Below are 17,965 nucleotides of genomic sequence, written 5' to 3'. Positions count from 1 at the left end.
TCAACGATAATCGACCACCGCGTCGCGGCGAAGATCGCGGAGATAGCGCTGTGCGCGGCGGTTGACGCGCTCCTCGTCGAGCCGCGCATAGACCTGATCGAACGACGGCGCCCCGTTGGTTTGCGGATCGTCGCGCCCGCACAGGACGAGCACGCGCACGCCTTCCTCGATCGAGCCGAACGGCGTGGTCGCCTGGCCGATGTTGAGGCCGAGCATCATTTCCTGCAGCGGGGGCGGAAGATCGCGGACGCGCACCTGATCGTTGGCGACGACTTCGGCGCCGATCTGCTGCGCAGCCTCTTCGGCGCGCCCGCAGCCACCCATATTCTGGCTGATGCGAGTCAGCTCCTCCACCTTCGCCGCCGCCTGATCGCGGTTGGTGTTCGGCGCAAAGCGAACCGCAAGCTGCTTGAGGCTCAATTGCGCGTCGCGCGGATCGGCGGTTAGCACCTGGCGGGTATCCTGCACGGCGAGGATCGAAAATCCGCCGGGGATTTGAATCGGGTCGCTGACTTGGCCGACGGGGATCTGCCGCGCCACGGCCGCCAAGGCGTCCGGAAGCTGCTCGGCGCGCACCCAGCCAAGATCGCCGCCGACCGCGGCCGTCGAGGCTTCGGAGAACTGACGGGCATAAGCGAGGAACGATGCACCGCCGCGGATCTGCTGGACGATGCGCGCCGCGTTCGCCTGCGTCTCGGCCGCGGTCTCTGGCGTCGCCGAGATGAAGATCTCAGCGATGCGATATTCCTGGGCGCCCTTGGACGCTTCCAGCCGCTCGATCACCGAGCGGACTTCCTCGTCGCTGACGTTGACGAACGGACGGATGTTCCGGCTCTGCAGCCGCTGCCAAGCGATCTCGCCCTGGATCTGCCGCTTGATTGACCGCTCCGATGCGCCATTCTCGGTCAGGAATTTGCCGAATTCTTCGACATTCCGCCCAAGGTTCTTGGCATACTCCGCATAATAAGCATCGACTTCGCGCGGCTCGACCTTGATGTCGACCGCCTCCGCCGCTTGGATTTGCAGCGTCTCGTCGACGATGTTGCGCAGCACCTGCGCACGCAGCCGCGGCATTTCCTCAGCGGGAATCTGGCCATTGTTGGCGATGACGAGCAGCGCCAGCCGCTGATCGACGTCGGTGCCCGTCACCACCGATCCGTTGACGATCGCGGTTGCCTTGCGAACATTGGGATCGCCTTGGCCGAAGAACTCCGGATTGGCGGGCAGGTTGAGCGGCGTGTTGGCGCCGGCCGAAGGCTCGCGATCAACGGGTGCCGTCTGTGCCACGGCGCCCACGGCCGCGAGCGAAGCAGCCAGCAAAAACGCCGCCCTGCCATGAGTGCCGAGCTTCATCATTCCTCCGATAAATGCAGGGCGCGATCTTGCCTCTCGCATGCTGAACACCAGCTTAGCGGCCCAGGTTCTTGAGCGCCACCCGGAAGAGGAAGGTGTTTCCTCGGCGGATGTCGCCCGCGGTCTCATAATCGCGCCGCCACGTGACGCCAAGCTCTATGCAATCGTCATCATAACTGATGCCGAGCCGGTGGCGAACGGGCTCATAGCCGTCGGCATTGGAAACGGGGTCTTCCCGCGCGCTCGTGAGGTCGATCACCGTCGAGCCGAAGATCGACCAGTAATTGGCGAAGCGGACTCGTGCGCCGACACGGATTTCCTCGCGGTCGCGCAGATCCTCGATCGCCGGATCGATGTTGCGGTCGAAGCGCAGATAGCCAAGCGTCAGATACGTCTGGCGGCCGCCGATGACCGCGTCGATCTCGTTGCGGCGGACCGCGAAATTGTCCTTGTCGAGCCGGAAGCGGTGGACGAGGCTGAGCTTGCGGCCGACCTTGACCGTCGTCCGTCCGACGAAATCGGAGAAACGGTCCGAAAGGCCGGTGCCGGGCGGCAGGATGCTCGGCTTGTCGGAGAGGCGGTAGCTCTGGCCGATCGTCGTGCCGACCGCCACGCCGGGCAAGTCGAAGTCCCACTCGGCGCCATAGGTGATGCGCGTGCCGTCCTCCCATCGGTCGTAGCCGGGAAAGCGGTTGAGAGAGAAGAGGTTCGAATCCTCGAGATCGACCGCGCGCGCATCCTCGTTGGGGATTGAAAGATTCTTCGTCGGCGGCGAGGCGACGACCTGCACGCGCGGCGTGAACCGCTGCGTACCGCTCAGGAATTCGCCTACGAACGGCCAGCGGAGATCTGCGGCAAGCGCGCCGATCGCACGGCCGGTCCAGCCTTCGTCGCCGCGGTAGGCGATTGTGCTGGTGAGTTCGGTGTCGCTGGTGTGGTAGATATCGCCGCGCGCGAATGCGGTTAGCGTCAACTCCTGGCCCCAGCTGGTAATGCTGCGCCGGTCCCAGCGTGCGCTGGCGAAGGCGCGCTGCGTGTCCTGGCCCTCGGTGCGTAGGATCGCGAGGCTGTTCGCCTGTAGTTCGACGCGGCCGTCCCAGAGGACATTGTCGAAGCGGAAGCGCGCGTCGACCGCCGGTAGCACGACGGGCTGCTGGCCCGCCGTATCGGTGATCCGCAAACCCTGGAATGCCCAGCCGGCGATCGAGATATAGCTGTCGTCGTCGATCCGCTCGGCATCGACGACGCTGCGCAGCCGGTCATCGCGCGAGATGTCGTAGCGGCGGAGGAAGGTGCGGTCTGTGACGTAGCGGCCCGAAGCGGTGATGCTCCACTTGGGGTCGAGCTGGAAGCGGCCGTTGCCCTCGAGATACGCGCGTATGCCGCGGTCGCGCGGGCCAGCGACGACGCCGACCGGCAGACGTGAGCCGTAGGTGACGTAGCCGCCGAGCTGATAGGCGCCGAGATCGGTAAGCTCGCGATAGCGGACGTCCACCATCGGCAGCACTTCGCTATAGACGTGCGGTGTGATGGTGAGATCGCGGTTCGGCGCAAGCTGGACGTAATATGGCAGCGCGATTTCGAGGCCGTTGGTGCGGTCGATCCGGATGTCGGGGACGAGGATGCCGCTGCCGCCGCCGCGGCTGCCATCGGGGTGAGACAGGCCGGGCAGTGCAATGACCGGCAGCCCAAACAGGTTAAGGCTGGCGCCCTTGTAGCTGATCCGGCCCTTCACCGGATCGTGGGTCACCTCGACGGCGGTGATCTTCCAGCTCGGGTTCTTCGGGCAACCGTCCGAATCCACCACTGCGCAGGGCGTGTAGGCCGCCTTGCTGACGATCGTATAGCCGTTCTCGCGCCGCGCATTGTCCGCCACAAGACGGCCGCCGTCCTCCAGCACGAGCAGCAGGTTCTTCACCATGCCGTCCTTCAGCGTGTCGGTCAGCTCGACGCTGTCGCCATACGCGATGTCGCCCTGCGGATTGGTGACGCGAACGCTGCCTTCGGCGCGGACCTCGCCCGTCTTGCGGTTCCAGGTGACGGTATCGGCGCGAAGATCATTGCCCTCGGTCGTCATCTGGACGTTGCCGCTGGCGGTGACGATGTCGGCATCGCTGTCGTAGACGAGCTCGCCGGCCCCGAAATCGACCTGCCGCTCCTCGCCCTGGGCCGGCTGCGTCGCGGGGTTGGGGGGCGCGAGACGCAAGAGTGCCTGCGCATGAAGCGGAGCGCTTACGCACAACAACAGCGGCAGGGCCGTCCAGCTCAGATAACGAAAGGTCTTCACAATCCCCGCCGCTGTGGCACGCGCGACGCCTTGGCCTATCGCACCCGCCGCGCGGCGCCGCAATGGCGAAGCGCCGCCCTTTGCGCTTGCCACCCACTTTGCCTATCAGGCGGCAACCGTTCGTTTTTCCACTCATCGTAAAATAAGGTCATCGCTTCATGAAGATCAGCTTCGCCGATCGCCGTCCCGAAGGCGCCTATGCGCTCGCCATCCCGCTATGGAGCGAGGATCAGATCGCCGATCGATTGAGCAGCTTCGACGAGGCGGGGCGCCAGCTCGCGATCCGCGCCGCCGACGCGCAGCGTTTCGATCGCGAAGCGGCGACGATCGCCGAGAGCTTCGTCAACGAAGGCGATTCCGCGCGGCGGCTGCTGCTCATCGGCCTCGGCGGCAAGCGCGACGACGAGGCGCTTTACGAGCGGATCGGCGGAGCTTTAAGCGCTCGGCTGCTCTGCTCGGGCGAGGTCAAGCTGGTGGTAGACGTCTCCGGCCTCGATCTCGGCGGCGAGGAAGCCGCGCGCATCGCCTACGGCGCGGCGGCGCGCGGCTGGCGTTATGACAAATACCGCACCAAGCTCGGCAAGAAGGCGAAGCCGACGCTGGCCGAGGTGGTCGTGGTGGGCGCTGGCGGCGGCGCGGAGGAAGCCTGGGCGCGCAAGGCCGCGCTACTCGAGGGCGTAAAGCTGACCCGCGAGCTGGTCACCGAGCCCGCCAACATCATCTACCCCGAAAGCTTCGTCGCCCGCGTTCGGGAGTCGCTCGCCGGCACGGGGGTCGAGATCGACGTGCTCGACGGTCCGGCGATGGCGAAGCTCGGCATGGGGGCACTGCTGGGCGTGGCGCAGGGCTCGGTGCGGGCGCCGCAACTGCTGGTGATGCGCTGGAACGGCGGCGGATCGGCAAAGCCCGTCGTGCTCATCGGCAAGGGCGTTACCTTCGATACCGGTGGCATTTCGATCAAGCCGGCCGCTGGTATGGAGGCAATGAAGTGGGACATGGGCGGCGCCGGCGCGGTGGCCGGGGCGATGAAGGCGCTCGCCGATCGCAAGGCCAAGGCCAACGTCGTCGGCATCTGCGGGCTAGTCGAGAATATGCCCGACGGCAATGCGCAGCGTCCGGGCGATGTCGTGACCTCCATGTCCGGCCAGACGATCGAGGTGATCAACACCGATGCCGAGGGACGGCTGGTGCTGTGCGACGCGATGACCTGGGCGCAGCGCGAGTTCAAGCCCGAGGTGATGGTCGATCTCGCGACGCTGACCGGCGCGATGGTGATCTCGCTGGGCTTCGAATATGCGGGCATGTTTTCCAACGACAACGGCCTGGCCGAGAAGCTGGCCGATGCGGGCATGAAGACCGGCGACAAGCTGTGGCGTTTTCCGCTGGGCGATGCCTACGACAAGCTGATGGACTCGCCGATTGCGGACATGAAGAACACTGGCCCGCGCGAAGGCGGATCGATCACCGCAGCGACCTTCCTGCAGCGCTTCGTCGAGGACGGTGTGAAGTGGGCGCATCTCGACGTGGCGGGGACCGTCTGGGCGAGCAAACCCGGCACCTTGTGGGATAAGGGCGCCACCGGCTTCGGCGTCGCGCTGCTCGACCGCTTCGTCGCGGACAATTACGAAAGCTGATGCCGCCACGATCAGCGTGACCGTCGACTTCTATCACCTTGCCGCCTCGCCGCTGGAGCGAGTGCTGCCTGCCGTCGCGGAAAAGGTGGTGGCAGGCGGCGGTCGGCTGCTCGTCGTCGGCGAAGAAGCCCTGCTCGCGCGGATCGACGCGCAGCTCTGGACCTATCGGCCCGACAGTTTCCTGCCGCACGGCCGGGCGGGCGCGGAGGGCGATGCCGAGCAGCCCGTGCTGCTTTCGTCCGGACCAGCCGCAGTGAACGGCGCGCGCAACGTGGCGATCGCCGACGGGATCTGGCGCGAGGAGGCGCTCGGCTTCGAGCGCGCCTTCTATTTCTTCGATTCGGCGAGGCTGGACGACGCGCGCGGGGCGTGGAGGGCGCTCGGCGGGCGCGAAGGTGTCGAGCGGCGCTTCTGGAAGCAGGACGACCGCGGCCGCTGGATCGAAGGGCCGTAACGCCCCTCGCGCTTGCCCTTTTTCCGGGTCGGCCCTAGAGAGCCGCCGATTCCCGACATCCACCCGATATGATGGAGCCTCGCACCGCCATGGCGACGACACGCACCTTTTCGATCATCAAGCCCGACGCCACCCGCCGCAATCTGACCGGCGCCGTCACCCGCATGCTGGAGGAGGCAGGCCTTCGCGTCGTCGCGTCCAAGCGCATCCACATGACGAAGGATCAGGCCGAGGGCTTCTACGCCGTTCACAAGGAGCGGCCGTTCTTCAACGATCTCGTCAGCTTCATGATCTCCGGCCCCGTCGTCGTGCAGGTGCTGGAAGGCGAGGACGCCGTGAAGCGCAACCGCGACATCATGGGCGCGACCAACCCCGAGAATGCCGAGCCGGGCACGATCCGCAAGGAACTGGCTGAATCGATCGAGGCGAATAGCGTCCACGGATCGGACAGCGACGAGAATGCGAAGATCGAGATCGACTATTTCTTCAAGCCGGAAGAAATCGTCGGCTGACCGGCGGTCAGCGGCGTGAGGAGCGCCGCGATTGCCAGATCGCATCGAGACGGGCCTGGGCGTTTGACGCCCGGGCCCGTTCCAGTTGGGATAGGCCGCGCAGCGTGACCTCGGTGCCGCCCAACAGGCTACCGTCGATCCGGTAGCCGATGTCGTAGAGCGTCACGTCGGTGAAGGTCTCGCCGTCGGTGATGAAGCGAGTGGTGATCGCCACCGGCAGGCGGCGGTCTCCCGGCTGGTTCTCGCGGCCCGACAGGCGGCGCGCCGCACGGGCCGCGTCACGCAGCCAGCGCGACTCGATCCGCGGTTCGATTACCGCGTCGATGGGTGCGGCGCGGAGATCCTTGGGAAAGGCGATGGCCAGGCTCTGGACGGCCTGATCTTCATCCACCGGCGCGACCGTCAGCGTGCGGCCGTCCTCCGCGATGGCCGCGCGCAGCGTGATCCGGCGATTGCGCTCGGCATCCCTCGCCTTGGCAGCGGCGCGCTCTTCGGCTTCGGCGGCGCGCGTCGCATCGCTCGATCGCCGCTCCGAATAACTGTTCCAGAAAGTGAGCGCGGATATGACCACCGCGGCCACCGCCAGCAATTCGCCCAGCGTTATCCAGCGGCGGCGGATTGCGGCCGCCTCGCGCTTCTCCTCGGGCGTTTTTGGGGTCTCGCTCAACGCCCGCCCGCTTCCAGCAGCCGTCGCGGCGCGGCCAACTCCCAACTCTGCGCGATACGGTCGCCGACATGATCCCAGTCGGTGTTCTCAGGCGCGATGTTGATCGCGATCCAGCCGGAGGGGCCGATATAGGCCGGCCAGCTATAGAGATCGGGGTCCGCCTCGATCAGCAGATCCTGCTCTTCGCGTCCGCTGGTCTTGACGCACACCACCGTCTTCCCATCGCCGTGATGATCGTCGCGGAAATAGGCGAACATCTTGCCGGCGACCGAAAAGGCCGGGATGCCGTGCGAAATCTTCTCGGCGCTTTCCGGCAGCGCCAAACAGATCGCGCGGACCTGATCGAGCGTTGCGCTCATTCTGGGGGTCGCCCGATGAAAGCGCGGCAGAACGCGTTGAGCGCCTCGGGATAGAGCTTATGCTCTTCGGCCAGCACACGCGCGCCGAGCGAATCGGCATCGTCGCGGGCGGCAATGCGGACGCGGGCCTGCGCGACGACCGGACCGTCATCAAGGTCCTCGGTGACAACGTGGACCGAGCAACCCGCCTCCAGATCTCCCGCCATCAGCGCGCGCCGGTGCGTGTCGAGCCCCTTGTGGAGCGGCAGCAGCGAGGGATGGATGTTGAGGATGCGGCCCTCCCACTTGCGGATGAACTCCGGCGACAGCAGCCGCATATAGCCCGCCAGCGCCACCACCTCCACCTCGCGAGCGCGCAGCTCGGCATCGACCAGATCGTCGAAGGCCGCGCGCTCGAGCCCCTTGTGGCTCTGCGCCCATGTGGGGATGCCGTAACGCTTGGCCAGCACCAGCCCGCGCGCCTCGGGGACGTTCGAGGCGACCGCTACGATGTCGTACGCGCGATCAGGGTCGCGACGGCGATGTTCGACCAGCGCGGCGAGATTGGTGCCGCGGCCGGAGAGGAGCACGCCGACGCGGACGCGCTCAGCCGTCATGCCCGGCGGTCCACGCCACGCGCGCGCTCCAGGTTCCGTCTGATCCCGTGACGGTGCAGCCTTTGGTGCCCGCCGCGACGCGGCCGATAGCGAAGGCGGTTTCGCCCGCGGCCTCGAGATCGCGGATCATCGCATCCGCCTCGCCAGCCGGGACGACCAGCGCCATACCGATGCCGCAGTTGAAGGTGCGCGCCATCTCCTCGGGCTCGATGTTGCCCTGCGCCTGGAGGAAAGCCATCAGCCGCGGCTGCTCCCAAGCGCCGGCGTCGACATGCGCGCGAAGACCGTCCGGCAGGACGCGGGGAATATTCTCGAGAAGGCCGCCGCCGGTGATGTGCGCCAGCGCATGGATGCGGCCGGCGCGGATCAGGGGCAGCAGCGGCTTCACGTAGATGCGGGTCGGCGCCATCAGCGCGTCGATCAGCAAAGTCTCGTTGTCGAAGAGGGCAGGGCGGTCGAGCTTCCAGCCCTTGTCGGCAGCGAGGCGGCGAACGAGCGAATAGCCGTTCGAATGGACGCCCGACGAGGCGAGGCCGAGGATGACGTCGCCGTCGGTGACCTTGCCGCCGGTCAGCGCTTCGCCGCGTTCGACCGCGCCGACGCAGAAGCCCGCGAGATCATAATCGCCATCGGCATACATGCCCGGCATTTCGGCGGTCTCGCCGCCAATCAGCGCGCAACCCGCAATGCGGCAGCCTTCGGCGATCCCCGCGATCACCCGCTCGGCGATGGCGTTGTCGAGCCGCCCGGTGGCGAAATAGTCGAGGAAGAAAAGCGGCTCGGCGCCCTGCACGATGAGATCGTTGGCGCACATCGCGACAAGATCGATGCCGACGCCGTCGTGATGGCCGCTTTCGATCGCGAGCTTGAGCTTGGTGCCGACGCCGTCGTTCGCGGCGACCAGCAGCGGATCGCTATAGCCTGCCGCTTTGAGGTCGAAGAACCCGCCGAATCCGCCGAGCGAGGCATCGGCGCCCGGCCGTGCGGTCGATTTCGCCAGCGGGCCGATCGCCTTCACCAGCGCATTGCCGGCGGCGATCGAAACGCCAGCCTTGGCATAGGTATAGGCTTCGGAAGTCTTGTCGGTGTCGCTCATCTTGCCGCGCCTAGCCGCATGGGGCTTGGATTTCCACGCCCAACTCGCCAAAAGGCGCCTCGTGACGCGTCTTTCCCGCCCGCTCCTCGTCTCGCTGCTGCTCGTCGCGCTCGCCTTCGTCGGCGTGCGTGCCGTCGAGGCGCAGCTTGAAGGCGCCGATCGCGGCGTGCCGCCGGTCGACAGCGCCTCGACGCTGGAGGTGACGGGCGTGGAGGTCGATACCTCCGGCAAGAGCAGCGAAGAGGCGCGGCTCGCCGGTTGGCGCGAGGCGCAGTCGAAGGGCTTCAAAGCCCTTTGGGCGCGCACCACCGGCCGCCCGCTGAGCGAAGCGCCGACGCTGCCCGGATCGACGCTCGACGGCCTCGTCACCGGTATCGTGATCGAGGAAGAGCAGATCGGCCCCACGCGCTACGTCGCGCGGCTGGGCGTGCTCTTCGATCGCGGCCGCGCGGGCGAGATGCTGGGCGTCGGCGGGATCGTCCGCCGCTCCGCGCCGATGCTGACCATCCCCGTGATGCTCACCGGATCGACGCTGCAGAGCTTCGAGTCGCGCACCGAGTGGCAGCGGGCATGGGCGCGGTTCCGCACCGGCGGCAGCGCGATCGATTATGTCCGGCCGACCGGGGCGGGGGTCGATCCGCTTCTGCTCAATGCCGCTGAAACGCATCGCCCCGGCCGGACCTGGTGGCGGATGCTGCTCGATCAATATGGCGCTTCGGGGGTGGTGATCCCTGAAGTGCAGCTTCTCCGCTCCTATCCCGGCGGCCCGGCGATCGGAAATTTCGTTGCTCGCTTCGGGCCGGATGGCGTTGTGCTCGATCGTTTCACGCTGCGCGCCGCCAGCAGCGCCGCGATCCCGCGGATGATGGACGAGGGCGTCCGGCGGCTCGATGCGGCCTATACGCGTGCGCTCAACGCCGGCTTCCTCAAGGTCGATTCGACCTTGCTGGGCGGCAATCCCGACCCTGCGGCGGCGCTCGCTGCGCAGATCGAGGCCGCCAACGCTGCGGCCGAAGCGGCGGCAGCGCCACCGCCGTTGGTCCAGTCGACTGCGCCGGTGCCGGTCGGCGCTGCGACGAGTTTCACAATCCAGGTCACCACGCCCAATGCGGCGGCAGTGAGCCAGGCCGAACTCTCAGTAAGCCGCGTCCCCGGCGTCACCTCGGCGATCACGACCAGCCTCGCGCTGGGCGGAACCTCGGTAATGCGCGTCACCTATGCCGGCGAAGGCGCTGCGCTGGCCGCTGCGCTGCAATCGCAGGGGTGGAACGTCTCGGGGTCGGGCAGCACGCTTACCATCTCGCGGCCGGGTCAGTAACGCGATGGGCCAGATCGCCCTGCCGCTCGACTGGCCAGTGGCGGACGGCGATGCGGACTTCCTGATCTCGGACAGCAACCGCGCCGCCTTCGATCACTTCCGCCGCTGGTCGGTCTGGCCGGTTATGGCGACGCTGTTGACCGGCCCGCGCAAATCGGGCCGCAGCCTTCTTGGCCGCATCTTCGTCCGCAAAACCGGCGGGCGCCTGTTCGACGACGCTGAGGACCATGACGAAGAAGCGCTGTTTCACGCCTGGAACGATGCGCAGGAACGGCGCCGGCCGCTGCTCATCATCGCCCGCGCGCCACCGCCGGCGTGGGAGGTCGCGCTCCCCGATCTGCGCTCGCGGCTGGCGGCGACGCCGCATATCCGCATCGAGGCGCCGGACGATGCGCTGATCGGCCAGCTCATCGTCAAGCTGCTCGGCGATCGCGGCATCGCGGCACCTGCCGAACTGGCGGATTATCTGGTTCCCCGCATCGAGCGCAGCTATGTCGCGATCCAGCAGGTGGTCGATGTGCTGGACCGTGTCATGCTTCTGCAACATAGGTCGATGACGGTGCCAATGGCGCGCCGCGCGCTCGGCGAGGCGGGGCTGATCCGCCGCGCTCAGCAGCGGGCCTGAGGAGCGAACATGGTTGCCGGATCGAGCAAGACGGTGGAGGACACGCCTGCCGCGCAGCCCGCGCCGCGCTATTTCAACCGGGAGCTGAGCTGGCTCGCCTTTAACCAGCGGGTGCTGGAGGAAGCTGGCAACACCGCCCATCCGCTGCTTGAGCGGCTGCGTTTCCTCTCCATCTCCGGCAACAATCTCGACGAATTCTTCATGGTCCGCGTCGCCGGGCTCAAGGGCCAGCAGCTTCGCGGGGTCGAGGAGAAATCCGCAGACGGGATGAGCGCGTCCGATGCGCTGGCGGCGATCGCCGAGGCGGTCGAGGCGCTCGCCGACCGCCAGCAACGCGCGTGGGAGAGCCTGCGCGCCGAGCTCGATGCGGCGGGCATCTCGGTCATCGGTATGGAGCCTATCGACCCCGAATGCTCAGCTTGGCTCGACGATCATTTCCGCGAGCAGATCCTTCCGGTGCTGACCCCGCAGGCGATCGACCCGGCGCACCCGTTTCCCTTCGTCTACAACAAGGCGCTGTCGCTGATCTTCGATCTCAAGCGCCAGTCCGACGGCGAGCCCATCCGCGAGCTGGTGATGCTGCCGAACTCGCTGCCTCGGTTCATCCGTTTGCCAGGGGAGGGTGCGCGTTATATTGCGATCGAGACGCTGATCCGCCGCCAGATCGCGACGCTATTCCCCGGCTACGACTATGTCGACGGGGGTTCTTTTCGCATCATCCGCGACAGCGACATCGAGATCGAGGAGGAGGCGGAGGACCTCGTCCGCTACTATCAGACCGCGATCAAGCGCCGCCGCCGCGGCCGCGTCATCAGACTGAAGCTGGAAGACGGAATGCCGGCCGAACTGGAAGAGCTGGTGCGCGACGGGCTCAATGCCGGCGACGCGCTGGTCTCCGTCTCGACCGGCTTCCTCGGCATCGCCGACCTCGGCCTCATCGTCGAGGAGAACCGCGCCGACCTGAAGTTCCCCAGCTTCACGCCGCGTTTTCCCGAGCGAATCCGCGAATATGGCGGCGATTGCTTCGCGGCGATCCGCTCCAAGGACATTGTCATCCACCACCCCTATGAGACATTCGATGCGGTGGTGGCCTTCCTGCGCCAGGCGGCGGAAGATCCCGACGTCGTCGCGATCAAGCAGACGCTCTATCGTGCCGGCAAGCAGTCCGCGATCATCCGTGCGCTGATCGACGCCGCCGAAGCCGGCAAGTCGGTGACTGCCGTGGTCGAACTGAAGGCGCGATTCGACGAGGAACAGAATCTGTTCTGGGCCAATGCGCTGGAGCGCGCGGGCGTCCAGGTCGTCTACGGCTTCATCGACTTCAAGACGCACGCCAAGGCTTCGATGGTCATCCGGCGCGAGGACAAGGTCTATCGCACCTACTGCCACCTCGGCACCGGCAATTACCACCCGGTGACGGCGCGCATCTATACCGATCTCAGTTACTTCACCGCCGACGCGCGTGTTGGGCGCGATGTCGGGCAGCTCTTCAATTACATCACCGGCTATGTCGAGCCGCGCGGACTGGAACTGCTGACCCTTTCGCCGCGCAACCTGCGGCGCGAACTGTGCCGCCTCGTCGATGCGGAAATCGATCATGCCCGCGCGGGGCGCCCGGCGTCGCTCTGGGCGAAGATGAACGCGCTGGTCGATCCCGATATCATCGACAAGCTCTACGAAGCGAGCGCCGCGGGCGTTTCGATAGATCTCGTCATCCGCGGCATCTGCTGCCTCCGACCCGGAGTCGCCGGCCTGTCCGAAAATATCCGGGTGAAGTCGATCGTCGGCCGGTTCCTGGAACACAGCCGCATCTGGTGCTTCGGGAATGGCGCCGCCCTGCCCGGGCGGGACGCGCTGGTCTATATCAGTTCCGCCGACTGGATGCCGCGCAATTTCGACCGGCGAGTGGAGTTCATGCTGCGACTGGAGAACCCCACGGTACATCAGCAGGTGCTCGATCAGGTGATGGTCGCCAACCTCATCGACAATGAGCAGAGCTGGGTGCTCGATCCCTCTGGTACTTATCACCGCTTGGACGCTGGCGGCTCGAGGCCCTTCAATCTTCACCATTATTTCATGACCAACCCGTCGCTATCCGGTCGCGGTGCGGCGCTCGGTAGTGGCCGTAAGTCGGTGCCCAAGCTTCGCCTTCGCAGCGTGCCGGGCCACTAGCCGATGCCTCGATTGAAGCCGGTCGCGATTATCGACATCGGGTCGAACTCGGTGCGCCTGGTCGTCTACGCCGCCGCCACGCGGGCGCCGCTCGTGCTGTTCAACGAAAAGATCATGGCGGGCCTCGGCCGCGATCTCGGCGAGAGCGGCGAGCTTCCTGACGAGGCGCAAGCGCGTGCTCTGGCAGCGCTCGAGCGCTTCCGCATCCTCACCCGCCAGATGGGCGTCGGCCGTGTCCGCGTCGTTGCGACCGCGGCGGTGCGCGATGCCGCCAACGGCCGCGCTTTCCTCAAAGCGATCAAGGCCACCGGTTTCGACCCCGAAGTGCTGTCGGGCGAGCAGGAGGGGATGATGGCCGGGCTCGGCGTCCTGTCCGCCATTCCGGAGGCGGACGGCATCGTCGCCGATCTCGGCGGCGGCAGCCTCGAACTGGTCGAGGTCGCGGGCGGCGAGGTCGGCGACAGCGTTTCGCTACCGCTCGGCGTGCTCCGCACCGAGCCGCTGTTCGAGCAAGGCCCCGATATATTGCAGCGCCACGCCCGTCGCGCGATCGACAAGGCCGATTTCGCCAAACGCGCCGGCAAGGGCCGACCGCTCTACCTCGTCGGGGGATCGTGGCGCGCACTGGCGCATCTCGACATGGCGCTCGAGGGGCATCCGCTGCCGATCACGCATCATCATCGGATGCCGCCCGATCGGCCCGCCGACCTGGGGCGCGACATCGCGGCGCTGATCGATGGCGGCGAGAAGCTCGCGATGGTCTCGTCGTCCCGCCGGAGCACGCTGCCGACCGCCAACCTGCTGCTCGACGCGCTCTGCCAGACGTTGAGACCGAGCGAGCTGATCGTCTCCGCTTACGGCATCCGCGAAGGTCTGCTCTACGACGCGCTCGGTTCACGCGTCCGCGCCCGCGATCCGTTGATCGAGGCGGTGCGGCAGGCGGGGCGCGGTCTCGGCCGCTTCGCCGAGCATGGCGCGCTGATCGATCGCTGGATCGCGCCGGTGTTCGACGATCCGCCCGAAATGGCGCGTCTCCGCCTTGCCGCCTGTCTGCTGAGCGACGTCGCCTGGGCCGCGCACCCCGATTTCCGGGCCGAGCGCGGCATGGAGATCGCGTTGCACGGCAATTGGGTCGGCGTCGACATCCCGGGCCGCGTGATGCTGGCGCAGGCGCTGTTTACCAATTTCGGCGGCGGCAAGGCGTTCGAAGGCCTGCCGTTCGCGCCGCTGTGCAGCTCGGAAGCGCTCGACCGCGCCGCGCAATGGGGGCTGGCGATGCGGCTCGCGCACCGCCTCAGCGGCGGCGTTGCCGAAAGTCTCCGCCGCTCCCGCCTCAAGGTTGAGGACGACACGCTTCGGCTGGAAGTTGCGCGCGCCGATCTCGCGATCCTCGGCGAGCCGGTGATGCGGCGCCTCAAGACGCTGGCAGGGGCGCTCGGCATCGGCTTCGAAGCGGGGCCGCGCTGACGGTCAGCCGCAGTTGAAGCTTTCGACCTTGCCGCTGTCGTCCAGCTTCACGTTCAGCCGGTCGGATCGATAGTCCATTGTCACCGCATCGCCGGGCCGGATCCAGCGCAAGCCTTTCGCGCCGGTCAGCCGCAACGCATCGGCCCCGAGTTCGGGGCTCGCGGCTTGGCCTACCAGGGTAGCCGCGGCTTCCGCCTTGCATTCGCCCGATGGCATCGGCGGCGTGTCGGCCTCCGCTCCGGCCGTGGTGCAAGCTGATGCCGCGAGCGCGGCGAGGGGGATCATCGCCTTCATCATTCGCTCTCCGTGCGCGTCATCTTGAGCTTGCCGCCCATCACCGCGAAGGCGAGGCGGCCCTCGACGAGGTCCAACGCATCGCGGCCGAATTCGTCGAACCGCCAGCCTTGCAGGATCGACAGCCCGTCGCGCCGCCCCGCCGCCAGCATCTCCAGTTCCTCCGATCGCGCGATGAGCCGCGCGGCGACGTTCGATTCGCGGGCGCGGATCTTGAGCAGCAGTTTGAGGAGATCAGCGACCAGCGCGCCTTCCTTGCCGAGGCCAGGTGCGCGATCCTCCCGCGCGGGCATTTCGGACGCGGGCAGGGGATGCGCCGCAGCGAGCGCGTCCATCATCCGCGCGCCGATGTCGTTGGTCTTCCACGCCGCCGACAGACCGCGCACGCGGCCGAGCGATTCCTGGTTCGACGGCGGGTGTGCCGCAACGTCCGCCAGCGTCTCGTCCTTCATGATGCGGCCGCGCGGCAGATTCTTTGACCGCGCCTCGATCTCCCGCCAGGCGGCGAGCGCCTTCAGGATGCCGAGCGCTTCGGGCTTGCGGCTCGGGAAGCGGACGCGCTTCCACGCCTGCGCGGGATCGTTGGCGTAATTGGACGGGTCCGCCAGACGCTCCATCTCCTGATCGAGCCAGGCGCCGCGGCCGGTCTTGCGCAGCTTGCCGAGCATCTTGGGGAAGAGCGTCGCGAGATGGGTGACGTCGCCGATCGCATAATCGATCTGCCGCGCATCGAGCGGGCGCCGCGCCCAGTCGGTGAAGCGCGCGCCCTTGTCGATATTATGGCCCAGCAGGCTCTCGACCAGATTGGAATAGCCGATCTGCTCGCCGAGCCCGAGCGCCATCGCCGCGATCTGCGTGTCGAACAGCGGGTGCGGCGTCGCGCCGGTGAGATTGTAGATGATTTCGATATCCTGCCCACCGGCATGGAAGACCTTCAGCACATCCTCGTTGTTGACGAGAAGGTTGAGCAGCGGCGCAAGATCGAGCCCGTCCGCCTTGGGGTCGATCGCGGCTGCTTCCGCCTCATTGCCGATCTGCACCAAGCACAGGTCCGGCCAATAGGTGTTCTCGCGCATGAACTCGGTGTCGACGGCGACGAACGGGCCGGCGGCGAGCCTTTCGCACAATTTCAGCAGCGATTCGCTGTCGGTGATGAGAGGATGGATCTGCATGGCGCGGTCCATAGCCCCGGGCTGCTCCCTTGACAAAGGCGGGCTTGCCGGTGAAGCGACGCCGCAATTCCCACAGGTTCGCCAAAGCCGGAAAGCCGATCATCATGCACGCCTATCGCAGCCACACTTGCGGCCAGCTCCGCGCCTCCGACGTCGGATCGACGGTCCGTCTGTCGGGCTGGATCCACCGCAAGCGCGATCATGGCGGCGTACTGTTCGTGGACCTGCGCGATCATTACGGCCTCACCCAGATCGTCGGCAAGGCGGGAAGCGAAGCGCTGGCGACGCTCGATCGGCTGCGCGCGGAATCGGTGGTCACGATCACCGGCGAAGTGGTGGCGCGCGGCGGAGAGGCTTCCAACGCCAATCTCGCGACCGGCGAAATCGAAGTGGTGGCAAGCGAAGTCACCGTGCAATCCGCTGCCGAAGAGCTGCCGCTGCCGGTGGCGGGCGAGGCCGATTATCCCGAGGATATCCGCCTGCGTTATCGCTATCTCGATCTTCGCCGCGACCGCATCCACCGCAACATCGTGCTGCGCAGCCAGGTGATCTCGTCGATCCGCCGCCGCATGGTCGATCAGGGCTTCACCGAGTTCCAGACGCCGATCCTGACCGCGTCGAGCCCCGAAGGTGCCCGCGACTATCTGGTGCCGAGCCGCGTTCATCCCGGCAAATTCTACGCGCTTCCGCAGGCGCCGCAGATGTTCAAGCAGCTCATCATGGTCGCCGGCTTCGATCGCTATTTCCAGATCGCGCCCTGCTTCCGCGACGAGGATGCACGCGCCGACCGCAGCCCGGGTGAATTCTACCAGCTCGATCTCGAGATGAGCTATGTGACGCAGGACGACGTGTTCGCGGCGCTGGAGCCGGTGCTCGCCGGCGTGTTCGAGGAATTTGCCGACGGCCGGAGCGTCACGCCCGCGGGCCAGTTCCCGCGCATTCCCTACAAGGAAGCGATGCTCAAATACGGCTCCGACAAGCCGGACCTGCGCAATCCCATCCTCATCACCGACGTGACCGGCCATTTCGCCGGTTCGGGCTTCGGCCTGTTCGCGCGGATGGTGGAGGGCGGCAACGTCGTTCGCGCCATTCCGGCGCCGGGCACCGCCGACAAGAGCCGCAAGTTCTTCGACGACATGAACGATTGGGCGCGGGGCGAAGGCCATGCCGGCCTTGGCTACATTACCCAGAAGGGCGGCGAGCTCGGCGGCCCCATCGCCAAGAACCACGGCGAGGATGCGACCCGGAAGCTGGTCGATGCGCTCGGCCTCGGCCCCGACGACGGCATCTTCTTCGCGGCAGGCAAGGAAGCGCAGGCGGTGAAGCTCGCGGGCGCGGCGCGCACCCGCGTCGGCGAACAGCTCGGGTTGATTGATGAGGGGCGGTTCGATTTCTGCTGGGTCGTCGATTTCCCGATGTTCGAATATGACGAGGAAGCGAAGAAGATCGATTTCAGCCACAACCCCTTCTCGATGCCGCAGGGCGAGCTGGAGGCGCTGGAGACGAAGGACCCGCTCGACATCCTCGCTTTCCAGTATGACATCGTCTGCAACGGCGTGGAGCTGTCGTCGGGCGCGATCCGGAACCACCGGCCCGACATCATGTACAAGGCGTTCGAGATTGCCGGCTATTCCAGGGACGACGTCGACACCAATTTCTCGGGCATGATCAACGCCTTCAAGTTCGGCGCGCCGCCGCATGGCGGATCGGCGCCGGGCATCGACCGCATCGTGATGCTGCTGGCCGGCGAGCCCAACATCCGCGAGGTCGTCCTCTTCCCGATGAACCAGAAGGCCGAGGATCTGATGATGGGCGCGCCGGGCGAAGTGAGCATGAAGCAGCTTCGCGAGCTCCACATCCGCCTCGTCCCACCGAGCGGCACCAAGGCCGCCGACCCCGCCAAGACGGTTGCACCGGAATAGGACAGCGGCATCGCTGCCCTGGAACGAGGCAACTATT

16 protein-coding genes are annotated in these 17,965 nt (G+C 66.8%); 8 read left to right on the top strand and 8 right to left on the bottom strand.

From position 1 onward, the window contains the following. Together B9N75_RS13725 and B9N75_RS13720 are read right to left on the bottom strand one after the other, a co-directional pair. The gene (locus B9N75_RS13725; protein WP_172840895.1) at positions 1 to 1,356 is read right to left on the bottom strand and encodes a peptidylprolyl isomerase; all 1,356 of its coding nucleotides are present in this window, start codon (positions 1,354 to 1,356) and stop codon (positions 1 to 3) included. Between the two features lie 52 nt (positions 1,357 to 1,408). Then, positions 1,409 to 3,640, bottom strand: coding sequence for an LPS-assembly protein LptD (locus B9N75_RS13720; RefSeq protein WP_172840894.1), 2,232 nt, complete (start codon positions 3,638 to 3,640; stop codon positions 1,409 to 1,411). Positions 3,641 to 3,798: 158 nt separating this feature from the next. Here B9N75_RS13720 and B9N75_RS13715 point away from each other — a divergent pair, with 158 nt between their 5' ends. The 3 genes from B9N75_RS13715 to ndk all read left to right on the top strand — a co-directional run bounded on the left by B9N75_RS13715 (position 3,799) and on the right by ndk (position 6,240). Then, positions 3,799 to 5,274 (top strand): leucyl aminopeptidase, encoded by a 1,476-nt coding sequence (locus tag B9N75_RS13715; protein ID WP_085219293.1) that lies wholly within the window; start codon positions 3,799 to 3,801, stop codon positions 5,272 to 5,274. 16 nt (positions 5,275 to 5,290) lie between these two features. After that, positions 5,291 to 5,728 (top strand): DNA polymerase III subunit chi, encoded by a 438-nt coding sequence (locus B9N75_RS13710; RefSeq protein WP_085219292.1) that lies wholly within the window; start codon positions 5,291 to 5,293, stop codon positions 5,726 to 5,728. 89 nt (positions 5,729 to 5,817) lie between these two features. Further along, positions 5,818 to 6,240, top strand: a complete 423-nt coding sequence (gene ndk / locus B9N75_RS13705) for a nucleoside-diphosphate kinase (protein WP_085219730.1) — start codon at positions 5,818 to 5,820, stop codon at positions 6,238 to 6,240. 7 nt (positions 6,241 to 6,247) lie between these two features. Here ndk and B9N75_RS13700 read toward each other — a convergent pair whose 3' ends face one another. Genes B9N75_RS13700 through purM form a run of 4 tightly spaced genes read right to left on the bottom strand, consistent with a single transcriptional unit; the run spans position 6,248 to position 8,958 of the window. Continuing rightward, a complete protein-coding gene (locus B9N75_RS13700) occupies positions 6,248 to 6,907 on the bottom strand; it encodes a hypothetical protein (protein ID WP_244552365.1) in 660 nt (219 codons plus the stop codon). After that, a complete protein-coding gene (locus B9N75_RS14235; protein ID WP_172840893.1) occupies positions 6,904 to 7,266 on the bottom strand; it encodes an MmcQ/YjbR family DNA-binding protein in 363 nt (120 codons plus the stop codon). Before B9N75_RS14235 ends, B9N75_RS13700 begins: the two co-directional genes overlap by 4 nt. After that, on the bottom strand, positions 7,263 to 7,862 hold the full coding sequence (purN, locus tag B9N75_RS14230; RefSeq protein ID WP_172840892.1) for a phosphoribosylglycinamide formyltransferase: 600 nt from the start codon (positions 7,860 to 7,862) through the stop codon (positions 7,263 to 7,265). The genes B9N75_RS14235 and purN overlap by 4 nt, the downstream gene beginning before the upstream one ends. After that, positions 7,852 to 8,958: a phosphoribosylformylglycinamidine cyclo-ligase gene (gene purM / locus B9N75_RS13690; RefSeq protein WP_085219291.1), complete on the bottom strand. Its 1,107-nt coding sequence runs from the start codon at positions 8,956 to 8,958 to the stop codon at positions 7,852 to 7,854. Before purM ends, purN begins: the two co-directional genes overlap by 11 nt. A 61-nt stretch (positions 8,959 to 9,019) precedes the next feature. Between purM and B9N75_RS13685 the strand changes: the two genes are divergently transcribed. From B9N75_RS13685 to B9N75_RS13670, 4 genes are read left to right on the top strand one after another with little or no spacing between them, the layout of a single operon-like run. Further along, positions 9,020 to 10,276 carry a heavy-metal-associated domain-containing protein gene (locus B9N75_RS13685; protein WP_244552364.1) on the top strand — a complete coding sequence of 419 codons (1,257 nt, stop codon included), beginning with the start codon at positions 9,020 to 9,022 and terminating at the stop codon, positions 10,274 to 10,276. 4 nt (positions 10,277 to 10,280) lie between these two features. Continuing rightward, complete coding sequence (locus B9N75_RS13680) at positions 10,281 to 10,901, top strand: HdaA/DnaA family protein (protein WP_085219289.1); 621 nt, start codon at positions 10,281 to 10,283, stop codon at positions 10,899 to 10,901. Between the two features lie 9 nt (positions 10,902 to 10,910). Then, on the top strand, positions 10,911 to 13,073 hold the full coding sequence (locus tag B9N75_RS13675) for an RNA degradosome polyphosphate kinase (RefSeq protein WP_085219288.1): 2,163 nt from the start codon (positions 10,911 to 10,913) through the stop codon (positions 13,071 to 13,073). A 3-nt stretch (positions 13,074 to 13,076) separates the two neighbouring features. Next, entirely contained in the window at positions 13,077 to 14,540 is a 1,464-nt protein-coding gene (locus B9N75_RS13670; protein ID WP_085219287.1) for a Ppx/GppA family phosphatase, read from the top strand. A gap of 3 nt (positions 14,541 to 14,543) precedes the next feature. On the opposite strand, the gene B9N75_RS13665 is transcribed toward B9N75_RS13670, so the two are convergent. Then, on the bottom strand, positions 14,544 to 14,837 hold the full coding sequence (locus B9N75_RS13665; RefSeq protein WP_085219286.1) for an I78 family peptidase inhibitor: 294 nt from the start codon (positions 14,835 to 14,837) through the stop codon (positions 14,544 to 14,546). Next, positions 14,834 to 16,006: a ribonuclease D gene (gene rnd, locus B9N75_RS13660; protein WP_085219726.1), complete on the bottom strand. Its 1,173-nt coding sequence runs from the start codon at positions 16,004 to 16,006 to the stop codon at positions 14,834 to 14,836. Before rnd ends, B9N75_RS13665 begins: the two co-directional genes overlap by 4 nt. 104 nt (positions 16,007 to 16,110) lie before the next feature. On the opposite strand from rnd, the gene aspS reads away from it, so the two are divergent. After that, positions 16,111 to 17,928: an aspartate--tRNA ligase gene (gene aspS, locus B9N75_RS13655; protein ID WP_172840909.1), complete on the top strand. Its 1,818-nt coding sequence runs from the start codon at positions 16,111 to 16,113 to the stop codon at positions 17,926 to 17,928. The last annotated feature ends 37 nt before the right edge of the window (positions 17,929 to 17,965 follow it).

The sequence above is a fragment of the Allosphingosinicella indica genome (assembly GCF_900177405.1).
In the GTDB taxonomy this organism is placed as follows: domain Bacteria; phylum Pseudomonadota; class Alphaproteobacteria; order Sphingomonadales; family Sphingomonadaceae; genus Allosphingosinicella; species Allosphingosinicella indica.
This window is presented reverse-complemented; position numbering and strand designations above follow the sequence as displayed.